The organism is Streptococcus sp. NLN76 (genome assembly GCF_015686645.1).
In the GTDB taxonomy this organism is placed as follows: Bacteria; Bacillota; Bacilli; order Lactobacillales; family Streptococcaceae; genus Streptococcus.
The window spans coordinates 1-20352 of the sequence record NZ_JADPMS010000037.1 but is presented as its reverse complement, the minus strand read 5'-3'; the positions used below and the strand labels follow the sequence as shown (position 1 = coordinate 20352).

Genomic DNA, 20352 nt, shown 5'->3' with positions numbered 1-20352 from the left:
TCAATACACGACGTTCAACGTCCAACATACTTTGAAAAAATTCTAACTAAAACAGGTGTCTTGCCAGTTTGAGCTACGGCATTAAATGCCAAAATCTAGTACGACTTAACAAGACACTACTACTTTAACATAAAGAAAAAGTAGTGAGAAAATCTTCCGTCGAAGGTTTCCTCACTACTAATCTTAGTATGTTTGAGCTGTCTGCGACTCGCGGCCTTGTACTAAAAGTAAACTAAAAGAATATACTATTCAAAATCTGAATGTGTTAATCCTCTTCGCCGAACCCTAGTTCTGCCTTCATCGGATTGCCTGTTTAGATTTCGAACTGTTTCGAGTATAACTGGATATCTTCTGGTCTACGTTCTAGAAAGGTACTAAAAGCAGTATTTTCGAGCGTCATTCTAAAGAAGCACAGCTGCAGCTAGTGCTTTTTGAATTTGAACCACGCTGTCGTCACTCTTGAATTGAAGAATTTCCGCTGGTTCCACAGCAGATGAAATCCAAATTTTCAATTCCGCATCCAAATCAAAGTGCCCACTGGTTTCTACCGTAAATCGAGAAATGGAACCATAAGGAATCGATTTATAAGAAACCTTTTTCCCTGTCATCCCCTGTTTGTCTACCAGAATCAAGCGGTGCTCTGTAAAGACTATCAGGTCACGAACCAATGAGAAGGCCATCTCCACCTCTTCTTGGTCCAGCAAAATCATCGCCAAATCCTCTTTAACTTTCTGCCTATCTTTTTGACTCGCATTTCCCAGTAGGCCAGATAATAGTCCCATTTTCAATCTCCTTTACATTTTTATCCATTATACCATACAGTAGCACTCCCTTTTAAGGAGTCCCCCCTCTTTTTCTCTTTTCCAAAAATAGAATTTGCATGAAACTTAAGCCCACACCCAACAAAACGCTCAAAAAAAGAAAATTAAAAAGTGGGTCATGTGTGTGAAGCAAAGGCAGTTCCAGAAGAAAACCGTAGTTTCCTTTGGTCAAAAGGGCGGAAAAGAGCATCGCAGCAGTCAAGAGAAAGGAATAGCCAAAAATCCTTGTGAAAGATAGGGGATCTAACCTTCTCTGCCAAATCAAATAGTGACAAGCCAGATAAAAAAGCAACTGGTGACTTAAGATAAAAGATAAATTCGCGATATGAAAAAATGGATAGGCATAGAGAACCGGATAAGCAAAGGCTATAATAGGCCCTAGGACTCCTAAGTAGGCCATGAAAGTCTTTAAACGCATCTGATCTGGCAAGCATAACATCAAGATCATGGCGATACGGCAATGATAGAATGGGAGACTGGCTTGCCAACTAAAATCAAGAAAAACTAGGAACCCATATAGACCAAGGAGGTCCAGAATAAGAGCAAAGCGTGCCAACCGATCCCCCTTCTGCCTAATGGCTAAAAAGTAAAGGAGCATCAAACTAAATAAAAGCAATAGTGACGTTGTCCAGTGAAGTTCAGGTGCTCTAGCTAAGGGATTACGTGCAAATAACTGAACAAGAGCATTTATCATAACGTTTTTCCTTCTAAGATGTCCACAATCTTAGCCAGATTCATGGAATTGCTTCCTTTTAATAAGATTTGATCCTGATTTTTGAGATCTGTTACGATGGCTTCCTGTAATGCTTCAAAATCCTCTGTTGGGTAATAAAGCACTTGGCCCAGAGGAAAAATCTCTGCAGCCAATTTAGCCAGACTCTCGATTTCCTGTCCATAAAAATAAATTTTATCCAAATCCTCTGGATTGAGGCTGGTAATCATGCTCATATGCAAGGCTTCGGATTCCTGCCCTAACTCTTTCATGTCTGCCAGCACAGCCAACTTCCTGCCACTTCCTTCCTTTGGAAGATTGGAAAAAGTTTCCAGAATTAGACGCATAGCGGTTGGATTGGCATTGTAGACATCTGATAAAATAGCTGCGCCATTTTGGGCAGTCTTCCATTCTGTTCGATTCTTGCTTAGAACCAAGCTGGGGAAGGCATCAAGGATTACTGATTCTGGTACCCCTTCCTCCTTAGCTAGATAGGCGGCAACCATAGCATTGCTTGCATTGTAGCGACCTGGTAGAGGGACCTCTACTACCCCGTTCATGAAATTTGTTTTAAATTGGAGGGAATCTCGATTTTCCTTTAAATCAAAAAGCTCAATATCTCCACCTGGCCCAAACCGTTTTACGTCCACCTGGGCCGGAAGTAAATCATCCAGGAGAGGATCACTTGGCACTAGCAAGAGGGCTCCTTCCGGCATGCCATCGGCAATTTGGAGTTTCCCTTGAGCGATCTCTCGACGGTCTTTGAAAAACTCAAGATGAGCTTCTGCAACAATTGTCACAGCCGCAGCCTTTGGTTTTGCAAGATGAGAGAGCAAAGAGATATCGCCTAAATGGTCTTGCCCCATTTCTAAGACCAGCTTTTCAGTGCCAAGTGGCATGTGTAAAATAGTATATGGCAAGCCAATTTCATTGTTATAATTGCCTTGCGTCTTATAGGTTGGATAAGTAGTTGCCAACAAATGAGCCAACATATCCTTGGTGGTTGTTTTGCCATTTGAGCCTGTTATTGCAAGCACATCCACTTGACTCTTTTCCAAAACGTAGGCCGCTAGATCTTGAAACGCTGTTAAGACATCTTCTACCCAAAAATAGACCTGGTCTGTCTCTAATTCACGATCGGATAAGCTGGCACGCGCCCCTTTTTCAAAAGCCAAATCTATAAAATCGTGACCATCACGTGCTCCTTTTAGGGGGACGAAAAGGTCCCCTTCTTCAATCAGACGACTATCAAATTCAACCTTATTAAGCGTCCAATCCCCGTCGAACTTTAGAGGATTCTTGGCTTTAACAACTCTTGCCACTTCACTAAGTGTAAACATATTTTTCTCCTTTACCTCATTATTCGTAATGCTAAGAAAAAAGGCAGCCAGACAACCGTCTCGACCACCTCACCTTGTGTGATATTTCAATGATTGGGCGCAAGCCCTTCACAGGAAATCACCTACTATAATTTAGAAGAAATGCGCTTGCCGCTTTTCATAAACTTCCTTGGCTAAATCCACCAAGGTTGAAATTAAATCTGGATAAGAAAGTCCCATATTTTTCCAAAGTAAGGGATACATAGACCACTGAGTAAATCCAGGCATGGTGTTGAGTTCATTGAGGAAAACATCCCCTTCTTTAGTATAGAAGAAATCACACCGGGATAAACCAGTACCTCCTAGAGCGTGAAAGGCTTTGCGAGAAGCTTCTCTCATCTCATTAGCCACTGAATCTGGAATCTGAGCCGGAATGGCCATCTCAATCTTGTTGTCAATATACTTAGCCTTGTAATCATAGAAAGCGACATCCTTGACCACTTCACCTGGAAGTGTTGTTTGGATGTCTTGATTCCCCAAGATAGCGACCTCAATTTCGCGTGCATCCACACCTTCTTCTATCAGAATTCGACTGTCATAACGAAGGGCTTCCAAAATAGCCTCTTGCAAACCCGCACGATCTTCCGCCTTAGAGATTCCAACACTCGAACCCATATTGGATGGCTTGACAAAGATTGGGTAACTTAGCTTGGCTTCTGCCTCATCCAGAGCTGCAGCTAGCTTTTCCCCTTCGAAATAAGTTGTGTAGGGAACCTGAGAAATCCCCGCACTTTCTAAAATCCGCTTGGTTGAGATTTTATCCATGGCCATGCTGGATGCCAGAACACCTGTCCCTACATAAGGCATGCCTAGGATTTCGAAAAAGCCTTGAATAGTCCCGTCTTCTCCCATAGGGCCATGAAGTAAAGGAAAAATCACAGCTCCCTCTTCATAGATTGCACCTGGATTAAGGGATTCCAAATCAGCAATCCCATCATTGGTCATTAAACGTACTGTGACATCAGGCGTTTGGTCAAATTCTTGTGTCTTGTAAAAGGCTCCTTCACGACTAATAAAATAGGTCTTAACAGTGAAACGGTTATAGTCTACTGCCCGCATCACACTTTCAGCTGTGAGAACGGAAACTTCTCTCTCAGCACTACGACCTCCGTACAAAAGGATTAAGGTTTCTTTCATCATACTCTCCTATAACTCTGTCCGGTTCTCAATCGCCCTCAGCAAGGTTACTTCATCCGCATACTCAATATCACTGCCGACAGCTAATCCACGCGCCAATCTGGTCACCTTGATGCCAGCAGGTTTGAGGATCCGCGAAATATACATAGAAGTGGCTTCACCATCTGCTGTCGCATCCGTTGCCACAATGACTTCCGTCACCTTGCCATCCATCAAACGATTGATGAGGGATTTGAGATTTATATCATCGGGACTAATGCCATTCATCGGTGAAATCAAGCCACCCAAGACATGATAGCGTCCTTGATATTCTTGGATATTTTCCATAGCCGTTACATCTCGGCTATCTTCTACCACTAAAATTTGTGTTTCATCACGCGTCTCATCTCTGCAAATAAAACAGGGATCATCATCTGTCAGATTACCACAGATTGAGCAATAAGTCAATTCACGCTTAGCAGCTAAGAGGTTTTTGGCAAACTCCGCCACCTCTTCATCTTCCATACTAATGGTATGAAAAGCTAATCGTGTCGCTGTTTTTTTCCCAATTCCAGGGAGTTTCGAATAACTATCTATTAATTTTGCAATCGGTGTGGGATAGAGCATAGCTCCTCCTTAATTTTTAGAATAATAAAGATTAACAATGTCTTTGGTGATACTATGGCTTACGGTTGACAATAAATCGGTATTGTGTGGGAACACAACGGCCACGGCAATTTCTGGATTACTAGTTGGCGCATAGGCCACTACGTTGGTATTGACGGAGCGGACCTTGCCATCACTCACAAACGTTTCTGCTGTACCGGTCTTAGCCGCAATCGCCACTGAAGCTCCCTCTCCCACGGTACGTCCAGTGGTAAAGGATGACGTTCCGTATACCACTTGGTTCATCCCTTCCTGTAGAAGCGACATGTCTTCCTGAGATATATCCACCTGGTTCAGAACTCGACCGGTTTTCTTCTCTATTTCTTGACCCAGCCCACCATTTTCATCGTTGTCATGAATTCCAGCGACAATATGGGGTTGGATGCGGCTTCCTCCATTCGCTAATGTGGCTGCGAACTGCGCCAGTTGCATCGGCGTGTAGTTGTCAAACTGACCAAAGGCATTATTCATATAATCACCTACCGTAAATTCTGTCGGTAAAAAACCAACTGATTCATTAGGGAGGTCGATTTCAGTCTTAACCCCCATTCCATATTGGCCGAAGGCCGTCCTCATTTTTTCCATAGCAGTTTTAACACTGGCACTGTCATCAATCAGAGCTGCCCCGATTGGACTACCCAGAATTCGTAGGGCTACTTGAACCATGTAGGTGTTGGAAGAATATTCTAAGGCTTGAACCGCTGAAATGTCCCGAACACTTCCTTCTGTAAACCAGGAATTAATCCCAAGAACAGTCTGATCTGCCAAAATCTCATTGCCAGACAAGGCTCCCGTTTGCCAACCCGCAGTTAGGGTTGCCGGCTTGACAACAGAACCTGGGACAAAGACATTGGTGATCGTTCCGAGCGAATCTGAAGACAATTCGTGTTTTTCGATATCCTGCTTGACACCGGCCATCGCCAAGACAGAACCGTCCTCAGGCCTTAATACGACTGCATAAGCACCTTCAGTCTCCAGAGCATTTCCCTTGTTGATTTCAGACTGGAGAGCATTCTTGAGAATGTCCTCCACTCCTTGTTGGAAATCCAAATCCACGGTTAGTTTAAGATTTTTTCCTTTTTCACCTTCAGTGGTTGTCACCACTTTTTCCAAGTTCCCATCCTTATCCAAATAAACCTCTTTTTCAGAACGCTTGCCTTGGAGAGCTTCTTCATATTCTTTCTCCAAATAAGAGGTTCCAACCCGGTCGTTCAAGGAATACCCCTTCTTCAAGTACTCCTCCACCTCTTCAGCAGGGATCCCTGTCTGCTCATTGGAAACACTTCCGACAATACTGGAGAGCGGAGTTTCCAAAACTTTACGTTCCCAACTTGTGGAGATGGATATTCCAGGAATTTCCTGGCTGGATGATGCAATTAGAGCTACTTGTTCGGGACTGAGATCTTCTGTCCGAAGATTACCGGTCCCGAAGTTTGGAATAGCATTTAATTGATTAAAGAGGAGGGCAACCTTTTTATCCTCTGGACTTAGCTCCTCCTGTTTGAGCTGAACTGTCTCTACTGCGTTATTGTAGATGGTTTTTTCAGGCAAGGCATTCCCATCACGATCGATTTTTTGATCTTTGGGAAGTTGGTCTACAACTTCCTTATAAACAGATGGATCCGCTAAATAATAATCCGCTAACTGTCGCTGGCTAAGGTCTTCGTCCTTGACATCTACCAGTTGAAGAATTTCCTTGGCTCTTTCTTTGAGAGACTCAGCTGTGTCTTGATTACTACGAGTATAGGAGACCACTTGTTTGCTTTCATTCTCAACCAAGGGCTTGCCTTGAGCATCATAAATTTGCCCACGAACAGAACTCCCCTTGATAATTTTTTGACTGGCTGTCGCCATTTTTGCCAAATAAAAAGCCTGGTTAAAGACCTGCATATATGCCAACCGAACTGCTAGTATCAAAAACAAGCTAAATACCAATCCCAAAATAAAATACAGACGTGTGGGGATGGTTTGCTGCTCGATGCGATTCTTCTTTCTCATTCCATGTCATACACTTTCTAGAAAACTCTCTCCATTTTACCACAGAAATTCACTAGATGACTCCCTCTAAACACGACTTCGATTCACGTTTTAGAGTTAAAAAAACTGGGATCTAATGTCCCAGCTTTCTGTCTATTAGTCTTGACCTAGGTAGTATTCTTTTACGACATTCAATTTGTCATCCAATTCGAATACAAGTGGTGGGAAGTTCGGAATTTCAACATCCATGATTTCATCATCAGACAATTGTTTGATGTGTTTTACAAGAGCACGGATTGAGTTGCCGTGTGCTCCAACAAAGACGTTTTTACCATCTTTAAGAGCTGGAGCAATTTTATCTTCCCAAAATGGAAGCGCGCGTTCCAAAGTCACCTTCAAGTTTTCAGCATCTGGGATAACAGTGTCATCCAAGTGTGCGTAACGACGATCTGAGTGAGCTGAGTGCTCATCGTCACGATCCATATTTGGAGGCAATACATCATAAGAACGACGCCAAATGTGAACTTGCTCATCACCAAATTGCTCAGCAGCTTCCGCCTTGTTTTTACCTGTCAAACCACCGTAGTGACGCTCGTTCAAACGCCATGATTTTTCAACTGGTACCCATAATTGGTCAGCAGCTTCCAAAGCAAGGTTGGTTGTTTTGATCGCACGTTTCAAAACAGAAGTGTAAGCTTGATCAAATTCAATTCCAGCTTCTTTGATCAATTTACCAGCATCGATGGCTTGTTGTGTCCCTTTATCTGACAAGTCCACATCAGCCCAACCTGTAAAGAGGTTCGCTTTGTTCCATTCTGATTCACCATGACGAGCAAAAACTAATTTCACCATCTTCAATTCTCCTTAGGTATTATAAGTACTGCCTAGCAGTCCACTCTATTCTACAATATTTCAACTTCAAAAACAAGAGGGCACGTGAATTCTATCACGACCCCTCAAGGATTCGATTCTTTATTAAAGAGGACAACATTGACCGAACTGGTGTAGTAGGATTTCCCATTTTTGAAGGTCACACGAATATTATCGTTATCACTATCATGGGCCCACTGTTCCACTTCACCCTCTATCAAATCTCCATTCGGCATCCGAATTTGAGCTGTATCAAATGTGTACTCCGAACCAAAGATATCCTTATTGCCGCAAGCACTTAGGCCAACCAATATTAAAAGAGCTAGGCCTGTACGAATAAACGTTTTCATAGCTAGTTCACCCCTTTAATTTCTGACAATCCGGACAAAGACCATAGACCAATAATTCCTGCTTTCTGAGTTCATAACCCGTTTGTTCACGGACTGTTACAGAAATATCCGGCGGACCATCACCCTCAAAATCAGCAATTTTGCCACAATTTTCACAAACAATATTGATGTGTTCATGCCCCATAAAATCATAGTACCGGGTCTGGTCATTTTTTATTTTAATCTCCGTTACCAACCCTTCCTTAAGAAAGAGGTTGAGGTTATTGTAGACCGTGGCCAGACTAATCTGAGGATAAACTTCCATCAAATCCTGGTATATCTTTTCAGCACTCGGATGCTCATGACTATTCATCAAGTATTCCAGCATCAAGCGACGTGCCTCGGTCACACGTATGCCATGCTCCCGTAGTTCCTCTAAAATTCCCTCCAACTTGTGTGCCATAATAACCCTCTTTTTTCGAAATTCATAGCTCCATTATATCCTAAATCTTTCTTTTTTCCCATTGAAAAAAGAAAATGTCTTGCAGTTCTCCCAGGACCGTTCTATAATAAAAAGGACTATTAGAAAGGTTGGAATTGATTATGAGTAAATACCCACAACTACTCCCCCACTTCCTAGACTATGTGCGCATCAATACACGGTCAGATGAGCAAGCTGATCGCACACCATCCACCCAAAGTCAAGTAGACTTTGCTCTGAATGTCCTCAAGCCAACCATGGAATACATTGGACTAGTGGATGTACACTACTTAGACAATGGTTTTGTCGTTGGTACCTTACCCGCAAACAGCGACAAATTTCCTTATAAAATTGGCTTCATCTCCCACATGGATACAGCTGATTTTAATGCAGAGAATGTTACCCCTCAAGTCATTGAAAACTACCCAGGCGGCAGTATCCCCCTTAGCGATAGTGGCTATGAGCTCAGTCCAGACCAATTCCCACAACTGCAAAACTACTTAGGACAAACCCTCATCACTACAGATGGTCGCACACTACTTGGAGCCGATGACAAGGCTGGAATTGCGGAAATCCTTTCAGCAGTAGAATATCTCGTTGCCCATCCAGAAATCGAGCATGCTGAACTTCGCATCGGTTTTGGACCTGATGAAGAAATCGGAACTGGAGCGGACAAGTTTGACGCAGCTGATTTCAATGTAGACTTTGCCTACACCGTAGATGGTGGCCCTCTTGGCGAACTTCAATACGAGACCTTCAGTGCTGCCGCAGCCCACGTAACCTTCAAAGGCCGTAACGTCCATCCAGGTACAGCCAAAGGCCAGATGATTAATGCTCTCCAATTGGCCATGGACTTTCACGGAGTTCTCCCAGATGGTGAACGTCCTGAGTATACCGAAGGTTATGAAGGATTCTACCATCTGCAAAAACTCTCTGGTACTGAAGAAGAAGCTCACGCTGACTACATTCTTCGGGACTTTGAAAGCCAAGGTTTAACCAACCGTAAGGAAACCCTTCAGCGAATCGCTGGTCGTATGAACCGAAGCTGGGGGGAGGAACGTGTCATCGTTGACATCAAAGACCAGTACTCCAATATGAGGGAAGTCATCGAAAAAGATATGCGTCCCGTTCAATTAGCTGAAAAAGTCATGAAATCGCTAGACATTGCCCCCATCATTGAACCCATTCGTGGGGGAACTGACGGCTCCAAAATTTCCTTCATGGGTATCCCTACCCCCAATCTTTTTGCAGGTGGTGAAAACATGCATGGGCGCTACGAATTTGTCAGCCTCCAAACCATGGAAAAAGCCTGTGATGTCATCGTTGGCATTGCTAGCCAAGAACTATAATGTGAAAAATCAGCATTCCTTATTAGGACTGCTGATTTTTCTTATGGAAACGAGCCATTCCTTCATAGACTACAAAGACCAAGAGGGATATGGGCCACAAGTTAACTGGGAAAAACAAAGAGACAAATATCAAGGCTAAGATTCGGTTCTCCATCAGTTGCATCGCCATGGCTAGCCCCACAACCAGAACCACAAAGGGGGTATCTAACCCTTGTGTTTCTAGCAATTTTGCCATTGCAAAGCCTTGTAAGAGAGAGGCGAAGGTTAAGGGGAAAATATCTCCTCCTGTCCAACCGGCCCAAAGATTGAGATCCAATAACAGTAATTTTCCGATTGCTAAAAGACTGAGGACAATGGCAGAAGCTTCTAATCCCATGTCAAAGAGAGTATGCATGGAATGTTGTCCGGAAAACAACAAGTCAGGTGCCACTTGCGACGTAATAAAAATCGAAAGACCGCCAATTACAATCTTTATGGGGAGAGAAAGTTTGTCTCCCAGTTTCAACCTTCCGACTCCCTTTTTCACTTGTTGATAGACCAGGGCAAACAGAAAACCCGAAGCTAGGAGAGCCAAGAAATAAAGCAGTTCCTCTAATCCCCAAGCTGATTTTCCAATGGTTGTGACAAAAGAAGGTTGGTCTGATAAGCGCATCAAAAGCCAGAATACAAAGAGCCCATTGAAGGCATAGAGACTGATGAGGAGTTTCTTCTTCTGTCCCTCCAAAACAGCTTGATCTACTTGATAGGACTGTAAGTAACGTCGCGGATGGAAAAGAACTACAAACCGCTTACCAGCACTCAGTTCCTCCCAATGGACATAGAGATAGCGCATTTTATCAGCCTGCCAGATAGAATAGGCAATGACCGCCCCTAGTAAAGGAGCCTCCGGACCCACACCTGCTCCTAGACTTAGGATGAGCAAAGCAACTAAGAGGCTTTTCCAAGCCTGACCATACTTTAAGGTCCCCTTTTCTTGTAAGACGTGCAAGACTTGGTGACTGGTGAAGGGCAGAGAACCCCAGTTACGTTTGAGCGCATATAAAGCAATACTTCCAACCAGAATTAAGACTGCTTGATAGAGGGTGGAATGCGAGAAGTCCGAATGCCATAGCCAATGACTGCTGGTTTTTTCAGCCATGATAAACAGATAGGAAATCCCTGCGATAATGGAACTTAAAAAGATTCCGTAGAGGAGGACTACAAATTTTTTAACCATCCGAAAACCTTTCTTGAAAAAAGGCTGGGCTCATGCCCAGCCTCTAGTCCTTATTTTGCTTTGAAATAAAGAACGATGGATGCAATTCCTTGATAGATAAAGGTAAATCCAATCATGTAGGAAACCATCAAAGCAGTAAATAAAGGTGTCATCATCATAAGAGCTCCTGCAAGAATGCCAAGGATCCCTGTCCACATCAAGGTAGAACCTGTAGAACGGTCAATTTTCTTAACATCAAAACTCATCATGAGACGAGTGATTCCAGAGAAAAGAACCCAGAAAGCAATCATGGTTGACATGAAGAGGGTACGAGCACCGAATCCGTCAGTCAAGAGCATAAGGGCTAGTAGCGCTGTGATAATCCCATTAAAGAGGGTCCAGCCACTTCTGTATTCATTGGTAAAGTATTGAACCACATTCACAATTCCATCAACCAAGAAAAAGATGGCAACCGCTGTTCCAATACCAGCTAAGGTCATACCAGGGTTGGCAACAACCCAAAATCCTGCCAAAAGACTAAGAATCCCTACTACTAACAACAACCATGCGTAACGTTTAAACATCGTCTACTCCTTTAAAATATTAAAATCAGAACCGATTAAAGAGTGATACATCTTTAAAAATCATCCTGTAGGTTAGTCTATCTTTGATGGCTTTTGATCGACTATCCCAAAAACCATATGTCCTAGTATTTCCTGCAAGTGATCTTCATAGGCTCGGCTATTCACAAGTTCTGAGTCTAATTCTTGGAGTGTTAAATAGTAGGCACGAAAAAGCTTTTGAATGACATCCAAATAAGCTAAGGCTTGCTCTTCTGTCACACCCTCTTTTAGCTCATACTCTGTAATTAAACGCCTTGCTACAGCCTGATTAAAGCGATCAAATTCATCTCGAAATCTACGAATCTCCTCTTCTACTTGACCTCCCCTATAAAGCAAAGCTTCCAAGAAAACCTGGGAATGGTGAGGATAGGACTGGTAGAACCGTAAACGACTTTGTAGGTAGTCCGCTAAACTTGGAACAGACTCTAGATTCGCTTTTAAAAACTGGAATAGTTTCGTAAAACTTTCCTCGACACAGGCTACATATAACTGATCCTTGTTCGGAAATAGATGATATACTCTTTTAGTTTATCTTTTATTACTGTGTTAGCTCGTCTTGCCGTACTTTAGTACTGCCTGCGACTCGCTGCCTTGTACTAAAAGCAAACTAAAAGACTATAAAGACTTCCTTTCGAAAAGCCATACTTCTTACACAGTTGATTGATGCGAAATCCTTGGTAACCTGAACTCGAAATTTCTTGAATGGCGCCCTCTAGAATCCGCTCCCTCATCAACTGTGTTTTTTCTGCCTTCTTCAATTCAGCCTCCTTATCTCGAACCATTATAGACCATCTGGTGTACAATAGCAAGACAATCTATGAAAATATTTGTGAAAGTTTCAAAAAAGGCCCTTTCGGGCCCCCTTCTTATGCATAAACATTCTTAGCAATGACCATACTGTGTGGTTTCTCAAATTCTGTATCCAGGTATTCCTGATAGGTTCCTGGTGCAATAAAACCTTTAGGACTAAGGATATCTGTTCCCGCTTGTCCAACAATCGTATCCGCAAGAAGTGCACAATTGGTGCTTAATACAAAATAGGTTTTAAACTTGGATTCAGTAAACTTATAGAGGTCACCATTCGTTTCATGGCGAATTTTGTAAGCATAAGTATGATCTTCAGAACCATCTTCTTTCTTCACCAAGTTCGCCTCAGGTTCCCATGGTACCAAGATTTTATCCAAATCAGCTAAGTATGCTTGAACCGCCTTTTCTTGCTCCGCTGTTAAATCAATTTCATAACCGAACAAGGTTTTCTGACTTTCTCGCTTACACAAGTCAATATAGGCCTCCCGGTCACACTTGTAGAGTACGCCATCACCGACCATTCCAAACAAGCGTTCAGAAGATGGGTCATAGGAACCATACGAAATGACACGACCTTGGTAACACAAGTCCACATGACCCACAGCCGCAAAGAAATTGGTCTGAGCTGTATGGATAAAAACTTCAATTTGACCAGATTTCTCCTCTTTGGACACGTTATATGCTTCTGCTGCAGTTTCCTCAGTATTCTCTTGTAAAAATTCATTAAGCCTATTGAGCGTCGCAGCTGGAACCAGAGCGGTAATGAAAATGGGAAGAGTTACCCGTACGCGGCGTTTTAAATTGTTCTGCTTCATTTCTTTTTCAAAGAAAAGTCCATCCCGCAAACGAGTCATCCCCAAGGTCACCAAATACCAACCTAAAAGCAATAATTGAAATTCATTGGCATCATGGTAAGGGGACAGACTCCATACCCCAAACCCAGTCATTATGATACCATCCGTCAAATAACGGAAACGTTTTGGAATTCCATTTTGCCAATAGAGCCACCAGGTGACCAGGTTGACTACACCTGTAAAAATTTGATAAAAGGCAATTGCATACACCAAGAGGTAAACAGCCATATCCTCCAAAATGGCTATCTCTCCAAAAATCACGGAAGCGACCAGTTTTCCCAAAGTAATCCAAAGATTCTCCTGAATCTCCTTACGTCCGAACCACCGACTTATTAGCGTCCAGAGAGCTGATAGAAAAATATACAGGAAGAAGAGCTGATAGCCCACCTTCGGTACAAGCTGCCCCCAGATAATCAAAAAAAGTCCTAGTAGGATCACCACAATCCCTTCTATTAGGGCTTTGCGGCCTCCTCGACCTAAATCACCCAAACGATTCATACTTCCTCCACTCAATTGAAAATATGCTCCATTATAACATGATTCCTAAGCTGAAGAAAGCGCGAAAAACCAGGGAACTCAAAAGCTCCCTGGTCTTAAACTCCCTACGATTTATTTTTTTTCAGTGCAACGATTAAGGCAGCAAGCCCCATCAACATATTTCCGATAAAGGACAGATGATCTCCTTCTGTTCCAGTGTTGGGAAGTGTCTTTTCTGGTTTCTGAGAACCATTCTCAGGGAACTCAGTATTCACTGAATCTGGTACAGATGTGTGGGTTTGAACAAGCTGGGAATTCACAGGATTGCCATTCACTACCAGTGTGTATTGATTTCTGACTGTACCACTCGCAATCCGTTTTACAGTTAGGTAGACATCTGCCGCAAATGGACTCTGGTCAGATAGAGTTTCTAAGAAATCTTTTTTAAAGGCTAAACTGTAATGCCCATCTCTACCTTCATAAACTTGATCTACAAACTCCGTTACATCAGTACCTGAAGGGATTATTCGCCCATCCTGCAAGGTCAAGGTGACTGCTGACACTACCTGTCCTCTAAGGAACGTATCATGCTCCTGGTCTAAATTATCCAAGAAGCGGTATTCCTCAAGTTTGTAACCACGGTTTGCGGGCACTTCCCACCCTTTTAAGCGATAACTGAATAGTTGACCCATGGCAACTTCGTGCCCGTTCAGATCTTGTTCACTTTCTTGATTCAAAACTTCTTTCTGCACCTTCAAAGTTGGCACTTCATTTCTGACGTGATTGGAGGCATAGCCGTTTCCGAATTCAACTTGGAAAGCTTGGTTGGTAAAAGCCCCTTCTTTAAACTTTTTATCTAAAGAAAAAGAAAGATCATAGGTCACTGATAAACCAGCTTGGACATAGCGCTCAAAAAAGGCTTGGGGATCTTTGGCCGACCACAGCAAATAACCGCCATGCGGACGAACTCCAGAGTGCTCTAGGGCCTTCTGAAGCTTGCTGTCAATCGAGTGGGGAGTTAAAACGTGGTAATAGTTTAGCAACTGCGAGAGATCCTCCCCATTGCTCGATTTAATGGCAGTGACCTTCAAGCTAGTTGGATCCAAACGATCGTCAGGATAATCCTCCACAAAATAGAAACCCTTGGAAATATCAGCCGGACTTACTTGAATCCCCTTGTACTGGTCAAAATCCTGTGTCAAACGATAATAGATCTTGGAGTTTGGTAACAGTGACCGTCCGTTTAGGTTTTGACCAGTTGCTGGATCAAAAACCTCTTTTTGAGGATGAATGAAGTTGTCTTCAGGTGTCGGATTGTCCCCATTCGGTCCTGTACGAGGATGCTTTGGATCTTGACCAGGTGTATAGATAACAGATGTGTTTGAAACTGTTACAAAGGATCCAGAAGGAGTCTGAATTTTCGTTTTAAAGGTGTTCCGATAGGAGCCGCCGTCATTTTGAGGGCGACCAATCACATAGGCTAGAGGCAGAGAAATCGCTTGATGCCGATCTTTATTGAGGAGGGCTAGCGTTTCTGCTTTCGCTTCAAAGATTAGGTGACCAGCTGATTTTTCTGTTACAGTCCAATGAACTTGGTTCATTTCCTTGGTTTTAGCCCAGTCAACCAAAAATCCCGATGGCAGCGGATCTTCCAGCTGGTAAGAAAACACCTGGTCCCGACCTGCTTTCAAGGGCTGATTCTGAAGTTCCCAGATTTGCAGTGACCCCTTGGGCACCAACTTACCATCCACATCCATTTTTGCCTGGTTCACAACAGTCTTGTGATTGCTTGGTTTTTGAATCACAAAGACTGGATGAACACTCTCCTTTTTCGTTGGTAAATCTGGAACAGGATGTAACGGTTTTGGACTTGGAATTTTAGGAATGAAGGTTTTAAAGTTTGGAACTAACAGAGTCGGCTTGGTAGGTTTTTCTGGTTCGGGTGGTAGTTTGGGGATGACTTGAATCTGAACTTGTCCAGCTGCTCCAAAATCTGCACGTGCCACAGATGATCCTGCCCCTCCAGGACTATTGCGGATCATAGACTGATACTCAGATGTGTACTGGGCTAGGAGGACAGCTCCGTCAGGTGATGAGGCACGTGCATTCAGGGCATTGACATCTCGGTTGAGTCCATAGGTATTTCCTAAATTTTCATCCGACACGATTTTTGAGCCTTCTACTTTCAGGCCTCCACCAATACTTAAAATTAGACTAGTTTTTGGATCCACTTCCAGAAATTGCCCCAGATCCAGGTCATAAATCGTAGTGGCCCATAAATAAGGGTTCGTGTTCTCAGGACTATCCAACCTCACACGCAAGCGAATGCCATCTGATTCTTGATTAACAGTTCCTAGAGTAAAGCCATTTAAGGTATTGATAGCGCCATCCTGATTCCAAAAGGCAAAATAAGTTCCATCCGTTTTAGTCCGCATACTTTCCTTGTAGAGTCCACTACTATCAATTTCAACTTGAAGATAGGCATCATGAATTTTTCCATCGGCTGTTTTGATGGCTTCAGGTATTTTGTACCAATTTCCAATTCGCCCTGTCCAAATTTGAGTTGTCGTTCCATTTTGGTTGTAATTGTAGGCTGCATCCCAGTAGCTTTTGTCTCCAAAAACTCCCTTGGTCAATTCTAACCCTTTTGGTTCTACATTCTTCCAAACAAAACTAGTCACAATTTGCGATTCCGGAATATCCCCTTCTACCAAGACCTGTGGATTTTTCAAATCACCTTTTGCAATAAGTTTCATACCTTTCAAGGGAGCACTAAGCTTGAGGTGTTGAGTAGAATTGCTTTTGGTATAACCGTTACTGCCATAGGAAATGTCATCCGGTCGCACTAGCATTCTTTTGGCCTGTTCGACTTCTTGTTGACGAGTTTGTATTGTCTTCAAAATCTCTTGTCGATCCCTTCTTAATCGCTCATAATTCTCTAAGTCTAGTTTGTATCGATTCTGCAGTCTGGTATTTTCTAGGTCGACACGATCTTGTTCCCTTTGATTTTCAATTTTGATCTGTGTTTCATTTTCTTGATTTTCCAATGATACACGCTCTATCTCTGCTTGATTCTCTTGGAGAATCTGCTGATTCTGTGCTTGAATGGATGTGATTTCCCTATGTAGAGCTTGCTGACTAGCTGTTTTATTCAGTAAGCTTTGAGCTTGCTGTTTCAAGTCTTCTTGCGCTTTTGCCAAAGAATCATAAAACCGAGGAGCCTTCTGCTCAATTACGACACCTGCTGCTTGTGCTTGAACTTGTGCTTGCTCCAACTCCTCAGATACTATTGGTTGCATTAATTGTCCGACATCTTGGCCAGATTCCTGAATAAGTTCACTGTGAGCCGAAGATGCCTGAGGATGTAACTCTTTCAAATTTGTAGCTGCGGTCTCATCCGCAGCTACCCTGTCCATCCCCAAGCATAAACTAGCGAGTACTGCACCACAAAAAACATAGGCCTTAGAAATTTTAAAACTAAAATTCAGATTCATTCATTACCTCCTTCGAATTAGAAACGCAAGGGCAACACTACATTCTCCTTTCAGCTATTATTCTATTTATTCGATATTCGACAACAAAAAAGCCCCCGTAGGGGCTAAAATCAGAATTGGTTTTCTAAAGCGAAGGCAAACCTAAGGTTTTAATCTTTCTTCCGTTTCACAAATCCAATCAATGGAACTGCTCCAAGCAATCCGAGTCCAAGCAAGGCCATTGCAAGATTATCAGAATCACCAGTTTCAGGAAGTGTTTGTCCAACATTAGACTCTTTCATCTGTGGTTTGTCAGCCACGGATGGTTTTGCTTTTTCTGGTTTTGGTTGAGGTTTTGGTTGAGGTTTTGGTTCTGGCTTTGGTTCCGGTTTTGGCTCAGGTTTTGGTTCTGGCTTTGGTTCCGGTTTTGGCTCAGGTTTTGGTTCTGGCTTTGGTTCCGGTTTTGGTTCAGGCTTAGGCTCTGGTTTCTCAACTTGTGTGTAGATAACAACAACTTTAGAATCTTCTGTATCTACTGTCACAACCATCTCTGCAACCTCTGATTGATCAACGGTATAACCATCAATCACTGGTGAAACAACTAATGGGAAGGTATTGTTTTCAGCTGTCCAATCACCGTAAGTAACCTTACCGGTCACACGATCAACAGTTGCTGTTCGTGTAAATGTTACAGTTTGAACAACAGTTTTAGAAGCTGTTTCTCCATTGGCAGTCAAATATTTATACTCGATGGTACGAGTAACTGTCTTAGTCAACTCAACTGTTTCACCAGTATTTGGATTTACTGGATTTTCTAGATCGATGTTCTCAATCTTATGTTTCAAGATAACCTTGAATTCTTGAAGCACATTACCATCTTTATCAAACAGAACTCCTTCAGGGTTCTCATCAGAAACCAACTCATAGCTTTTAGAAATATAGTAAGCAATTCGATCAGCTGTCGAATACTTGATGGATTCTCCAGACTTACCAACAAGTTCTTCAACTTCAAGGATTTCATCCGTAGTCTCATCTATATATGTCACTTTGGCTTTTTGCTCGTCAGCTTTGTAGATGACCACAACTGTTTCGTCAGAATCAGTCACATCTGGGGTCCATGCGGGAACAAGAGTCTTATCTGGTGTGAAACCATCTACACTTGGAGATACTACTTCTGGTGTTGTACCAGATTCAGTTGTCCAGTCTGTGTAGGTCACTTTACCTGTTACACGGTCTACTGTTGCAGTACGTGTGAAGGTTACAGTTTGTGTCACAGGGACAGTTACGAATTCTCCATCTGGAGTTTCATAACGGTACTCAATGGTACGAGTGATTGTCTTAGACAATTCAACTGATTCACCTGTATTTGGATTCACTGGATTGTCTGGGTCGATATCCTCAATCTTATGTTTCAAGACAACAGTATAGGCTTGATCAGTCTTGTCAACACGGTCATAGACTTCACCTGCTGGGAAGTTGTCTGATACCAAGACATAACCCGCTTTTTCATAGGCTGCGATACGATCTGCAGTTGAGTATTTGATTTCTCCATCAGATACACCTGTTACAGTATCCACATCATCCAAGATTTCATCAGTGGTTTCATCCACATAAGTGATGGTCGCTTTCTGCTCGTTTGGTGTGTAGACAACTACGACTTTAGCATCTTCATCATCTGCACTTGGTTTCCACTCAGCTACAATTGCTTGGTCTGGTGTGTAACCTGCGATAGCTGGTGATTCAACCGCTGGGGTTGTACCTGCTTCGGTTGTCCAGTCTGTGTAAGTGACTTCTCCTGTTACACGGTCTACTTTAGCTGTTCGAGTGAACTCAACTGTTTGAGTGATCGTAGCGGATGCTTCTTCACCTGTTGGAGTGAGGTACTTGTACTCAATGGTACGAGTAACTGTCTTAGTCAACTCAACAGGCTCACCTGTGTTTGGATTCACTGGATTTTCTGGATCGATGTCCTCAATCTTGTGTTTCAAGATAACAGCATAGGCTTGATCAGTCTTGTCATCACGGTCATAGACTTCACCTGCTGGAAAGTTGTCTGATACCAAGACATAACCCGCTTTTTCATAGGCTGCGATACGATCTGCAGTTGAGTATTTGATTTCTCCATCAGATACACCTGTTACAGTATCCACTGCATCCAAGGTTTCACCTGTAGTCTCATCCACATAAGTAATCGTTGCTTTCTGATCGTTTGGTGTGTAGACAACTACGACATCCACATCCGCATCTGTTGCACTTGGTTTCCACTCTGCTACACTTGCTTGATCTGGGGTGTAACCTTGGATAGCTGGTGATTCAACCGCTGGGGTTGTACCTTCTTCTGTGGTCCAAGCAGCGTAAGTCACCTCTCCTGTCACCATATTGACTTTGGCTTTGCGTGTGAATGTAACTGTTTGTGTCACAGTTTTAGAAGCTTCTTCACCATCTTCTTTCAAGTATTTATACTCAATCGTACGTGTAACCGTTTTGGTCAATTCGAGTTCAGAATTATCTTTCGGATTAGTTGGATTTTCTGGTTCCACATCTACAACTTTTTGACGGAATGTAACTGTATACTCTTGAGTTACATTGCTATCTTTGTCGTAGACTTCACCTGCTGGGAAGCCATCGTTAACAAGTTCATAGCCAGCTTTTTCATAGGCTGTGATACGGTCTGCAGTCGTGTAATTGATAGACTCATCAGACTTACCTGTCACGGTATCCACTGCATCCAAGGTTTCGCCTGTAGTCTCATCCACATAAGTAATCGTTGCTTTCTGATCGTTTGGTGTGTAGACAACTACGACATCCACATCCGCATCTGTTGCACTTGGTTTCCACTCTGCTACACTTGCTTGATCTGGGGTGTAACCTTGGATAGCTGGTGATTCAACCGCTGGGGTTGTACCTTCTTCTGTGGTCCAAGCAGCGTAAGTCACCTCTCCTGTCACCATATTGACTTTGGCTTTGCGTGTGAATGTAACTGTTTGTGTCACAGTTTTAGAAGCTTCTTCACCATCTTCTTTCAAGTATTTATACTCAATCGTACGTGTAACCGTTTTGGTCAATTCGAGTTCAGAATTATCTTTCGGATTAGTTGGATTTTCTGGTTCCACATCTACAACTTTTTGACGGAATGTAACTGTATACTCTTGAGTTACATTGCTATCTTTGTCGTAGACTTCACCTGCTGGGAAGCCATCGTTAACAAGTTCATAGCCAGCTT

General features: G+C 42.9%; 17 protein-coding genes. 1 reads left to right on the top strand and 16 read right to left on the bottom strand.

The genetic code is table 11. From position 1 onward, the window contains the following. Window positions 1-401: 401 nt before the first annotated feature. From I1A59_RS07330 to I1A59_RS07290, 9 genes are all read right to left on the bottom strand, one after another. Entirely contained in the window at window positions 402-782 is a 381-nt protein-coding gene (locus tag I1A59_RS07330) for a PH domain-containing protein (protein WP_196092130.1), read from the bottom strand. Window positions 783-834: 52 nt separating this feature from the next. Then, entirely contained in the window at window positions 835-1515 is a 681-nt protein-coding gene (locus I1A59_RS07325; RefSeq protein ID WP_196092129.1) for a YwaF family protein, read from the bottom strand. After that, window positions 1512-2873 (bottom strand): UDP-N-acetylmuramoyl-tripeptide--D-alanyl-D-alanine ligase, encoded by a 1362-nt coding sequence (gene murF, locus I1A59_RS07320; RefSeq protein WP_196092128.1) that lies wholly within the window; start codon window positions 2871-2873, stop codon window positions 1512-1514. The genes I1A59_RS07325 and murF overlap by 4 nt, the downstream gene beginning before the upstream one ends. Before the next feature lie 132 nt (window positions 2874-3005). Next, on the bottom strand, window positions 3006-4049 hold the full coding sequence (locus I1A59_RS07315) for a D-alanine--D-alanine ligase (RefSeq protein ID WP_196092131.1): 1044 nt from the start codon (window positions 4047-4049) through the stop codon (window positions 3006-3008). A gap of 9 nt (window positions 4050-4058) precedes the next feature. Then, window positions 4059-4655, bottom strand: coding sequence for a recombination mediator RecR (gene recR, locus I1A59_RS07310; protein WP_196092127.1), 597 nt, complete (start codon window positions 4653-4655; stop codon window positions 4059-4061). Window positions 4656-4664: 9 nt separating this feature from the next. Next, the gene (locus I1A59_RS07305) at window positions 4665-6692 is read right to left on the bottom strand and encodes a penicillin-binding transpeptidase domain-containing protein (protein WP_196092126.1); all 2028 of its coding nucleotides are present in this window, start codon (window positions 6690-6692) and stop codon (window positions 4665-4667) included. A gap of 135 nt (window positions 6693-6827) precedes the next feature. Then, window positions 6828-7523 (bottom strand): phosphoglycerate mutase, encoded by a 696-nt coding sequence (locus I1A59_RS07300; protein WP_179924589.1) that lies wholly within the window; start codon window positions 7521-7523, stop codon window positions 6828-6830. 104 nt (window positions 7524-7627) lie between these two features. Beyond that, window positions 7628-7891: a hypothetical protein gene (locus I1A59_RS07295; protein ID WP_196092125.1), complete on the bottom strand. Its 264-nt coding sequence runs from the start codon at window positions 7889-7891 to the stop codon at window positions 7628-7630. Between the two features lie 7 nt (window positions 7892-7898). Beyond that, on the bottom strand, window positions 7899-8333 hold the full coding sequence (locus I1A59_RS07290) for a Fur family transcriptional regulator (protein WP_196092124.1): 435 nt from the start codon (window positions 8331-8333) through the stop codon (window positions 7899-7901). A 140-nt stretch (window positions 8334-8473) separates the two neighbouring features. Here I1A59_RS07290 and pepT point away from each other — a divergent pair, with 140 nt between their 5' ends. Next, window positions 8474-9700 (top strand): peptidase T, encoded by a 1227-nt coding sequence (gene pepT, locus I1A59_RS07285; RefSeq protein WP_196092123.1) that lies wholly within the window; start codon window positions 8474-8476, stop codon window positions 9698-9700. Window positions 9701-9722: 22 nt separating this feature from the next. On the opposite strand, the gene I1A59_RS07280 is transcribed toward pepT, so the two are convergent. From I1A59_RS07280 to I1A59_RS07250, 7 genes are all read right to left on the bottom strand, one after another. After that, complete coding sequence (locus I1A59_RS07280; protein ID WP_196092122.1) at window positions 9723-10916, bottom strand: chloride channel protein; 1194 nt, start codon at window positions 10914-10916, stop codon at window positions 9723-9725. 50 nt (window positions 10917-10966) lie between these two features. Then, window positions 10967-11479 (bottom strand): DUF308 domain-containing protein, encoded by a 513-nt coding sequence (locus I1A59_RS07275; protein ID WP_196092121.1) that lies wholly within the window; start codon window positions 11477-11479, stop codon window positions 10967-10969. A gap of 72 nt (window positions 11480-11551) precedes the next feature. Beyond that, window positions 11552-11854 carry a hypothetical protein gene (locus I1A59_RS07270; protein ID WP_196092120.1) on the bottom strand — a complete coding sequence of 101 codons (303 nt, stop codon included), beginning with the start codon at window positions 11852-11854 and terminating at the stop codon, window positions 11552-11554. Window positions 11855-12114: 260 nt separating this feature from the next. Beyond that, window positions 12115-12276, bottom strand: a complete 162-nt coding sequence (locus I1A59_RS07265; RefSeq protein ID WP_196092119.1) for a TetR/AcrR family transcriptional regulator — start codon at window positions 12274-12276, stop codon at window positions 12115-12117. 108 nt (window positions 12277-12384) lie between these two features. After that, on the bottom strand, window positions 12385-13677 hold the full coding sequence (locus I1A59_RS07260) for a DUF308 domain-containing protein (RefSeq protein ID WP_196092118.1): 1293 nt from the start codon (window positions 13675-13677) through the stop codon (window positions 12385-12387). Window positions 13678-13781: 104 nt separating this feature from the next. After that, the gene (locus I1A59_RS07255) at window positions 13782-17150 is read right to left on the bottom strand and encodes an SspB-related isopeptide-forming adhesin (RefSeq protein WP_196092117.1); all 3369 of its coding nucleotides are present in this window, start codon (window positions 17148-17150) and stop codon (window positions 13782-13784) included. Between the two features lie 149 nt (window positions 17151-17299). After that, window positions 17300-20352, bottom strand: a 3053-nt coding sequence (locus I1A59_RS07250; protein ID WP_196092116.1) for an LPXTG cell wall anchor domain-containing protein, incomplete at its 5' end; no start/stop codon positions are given.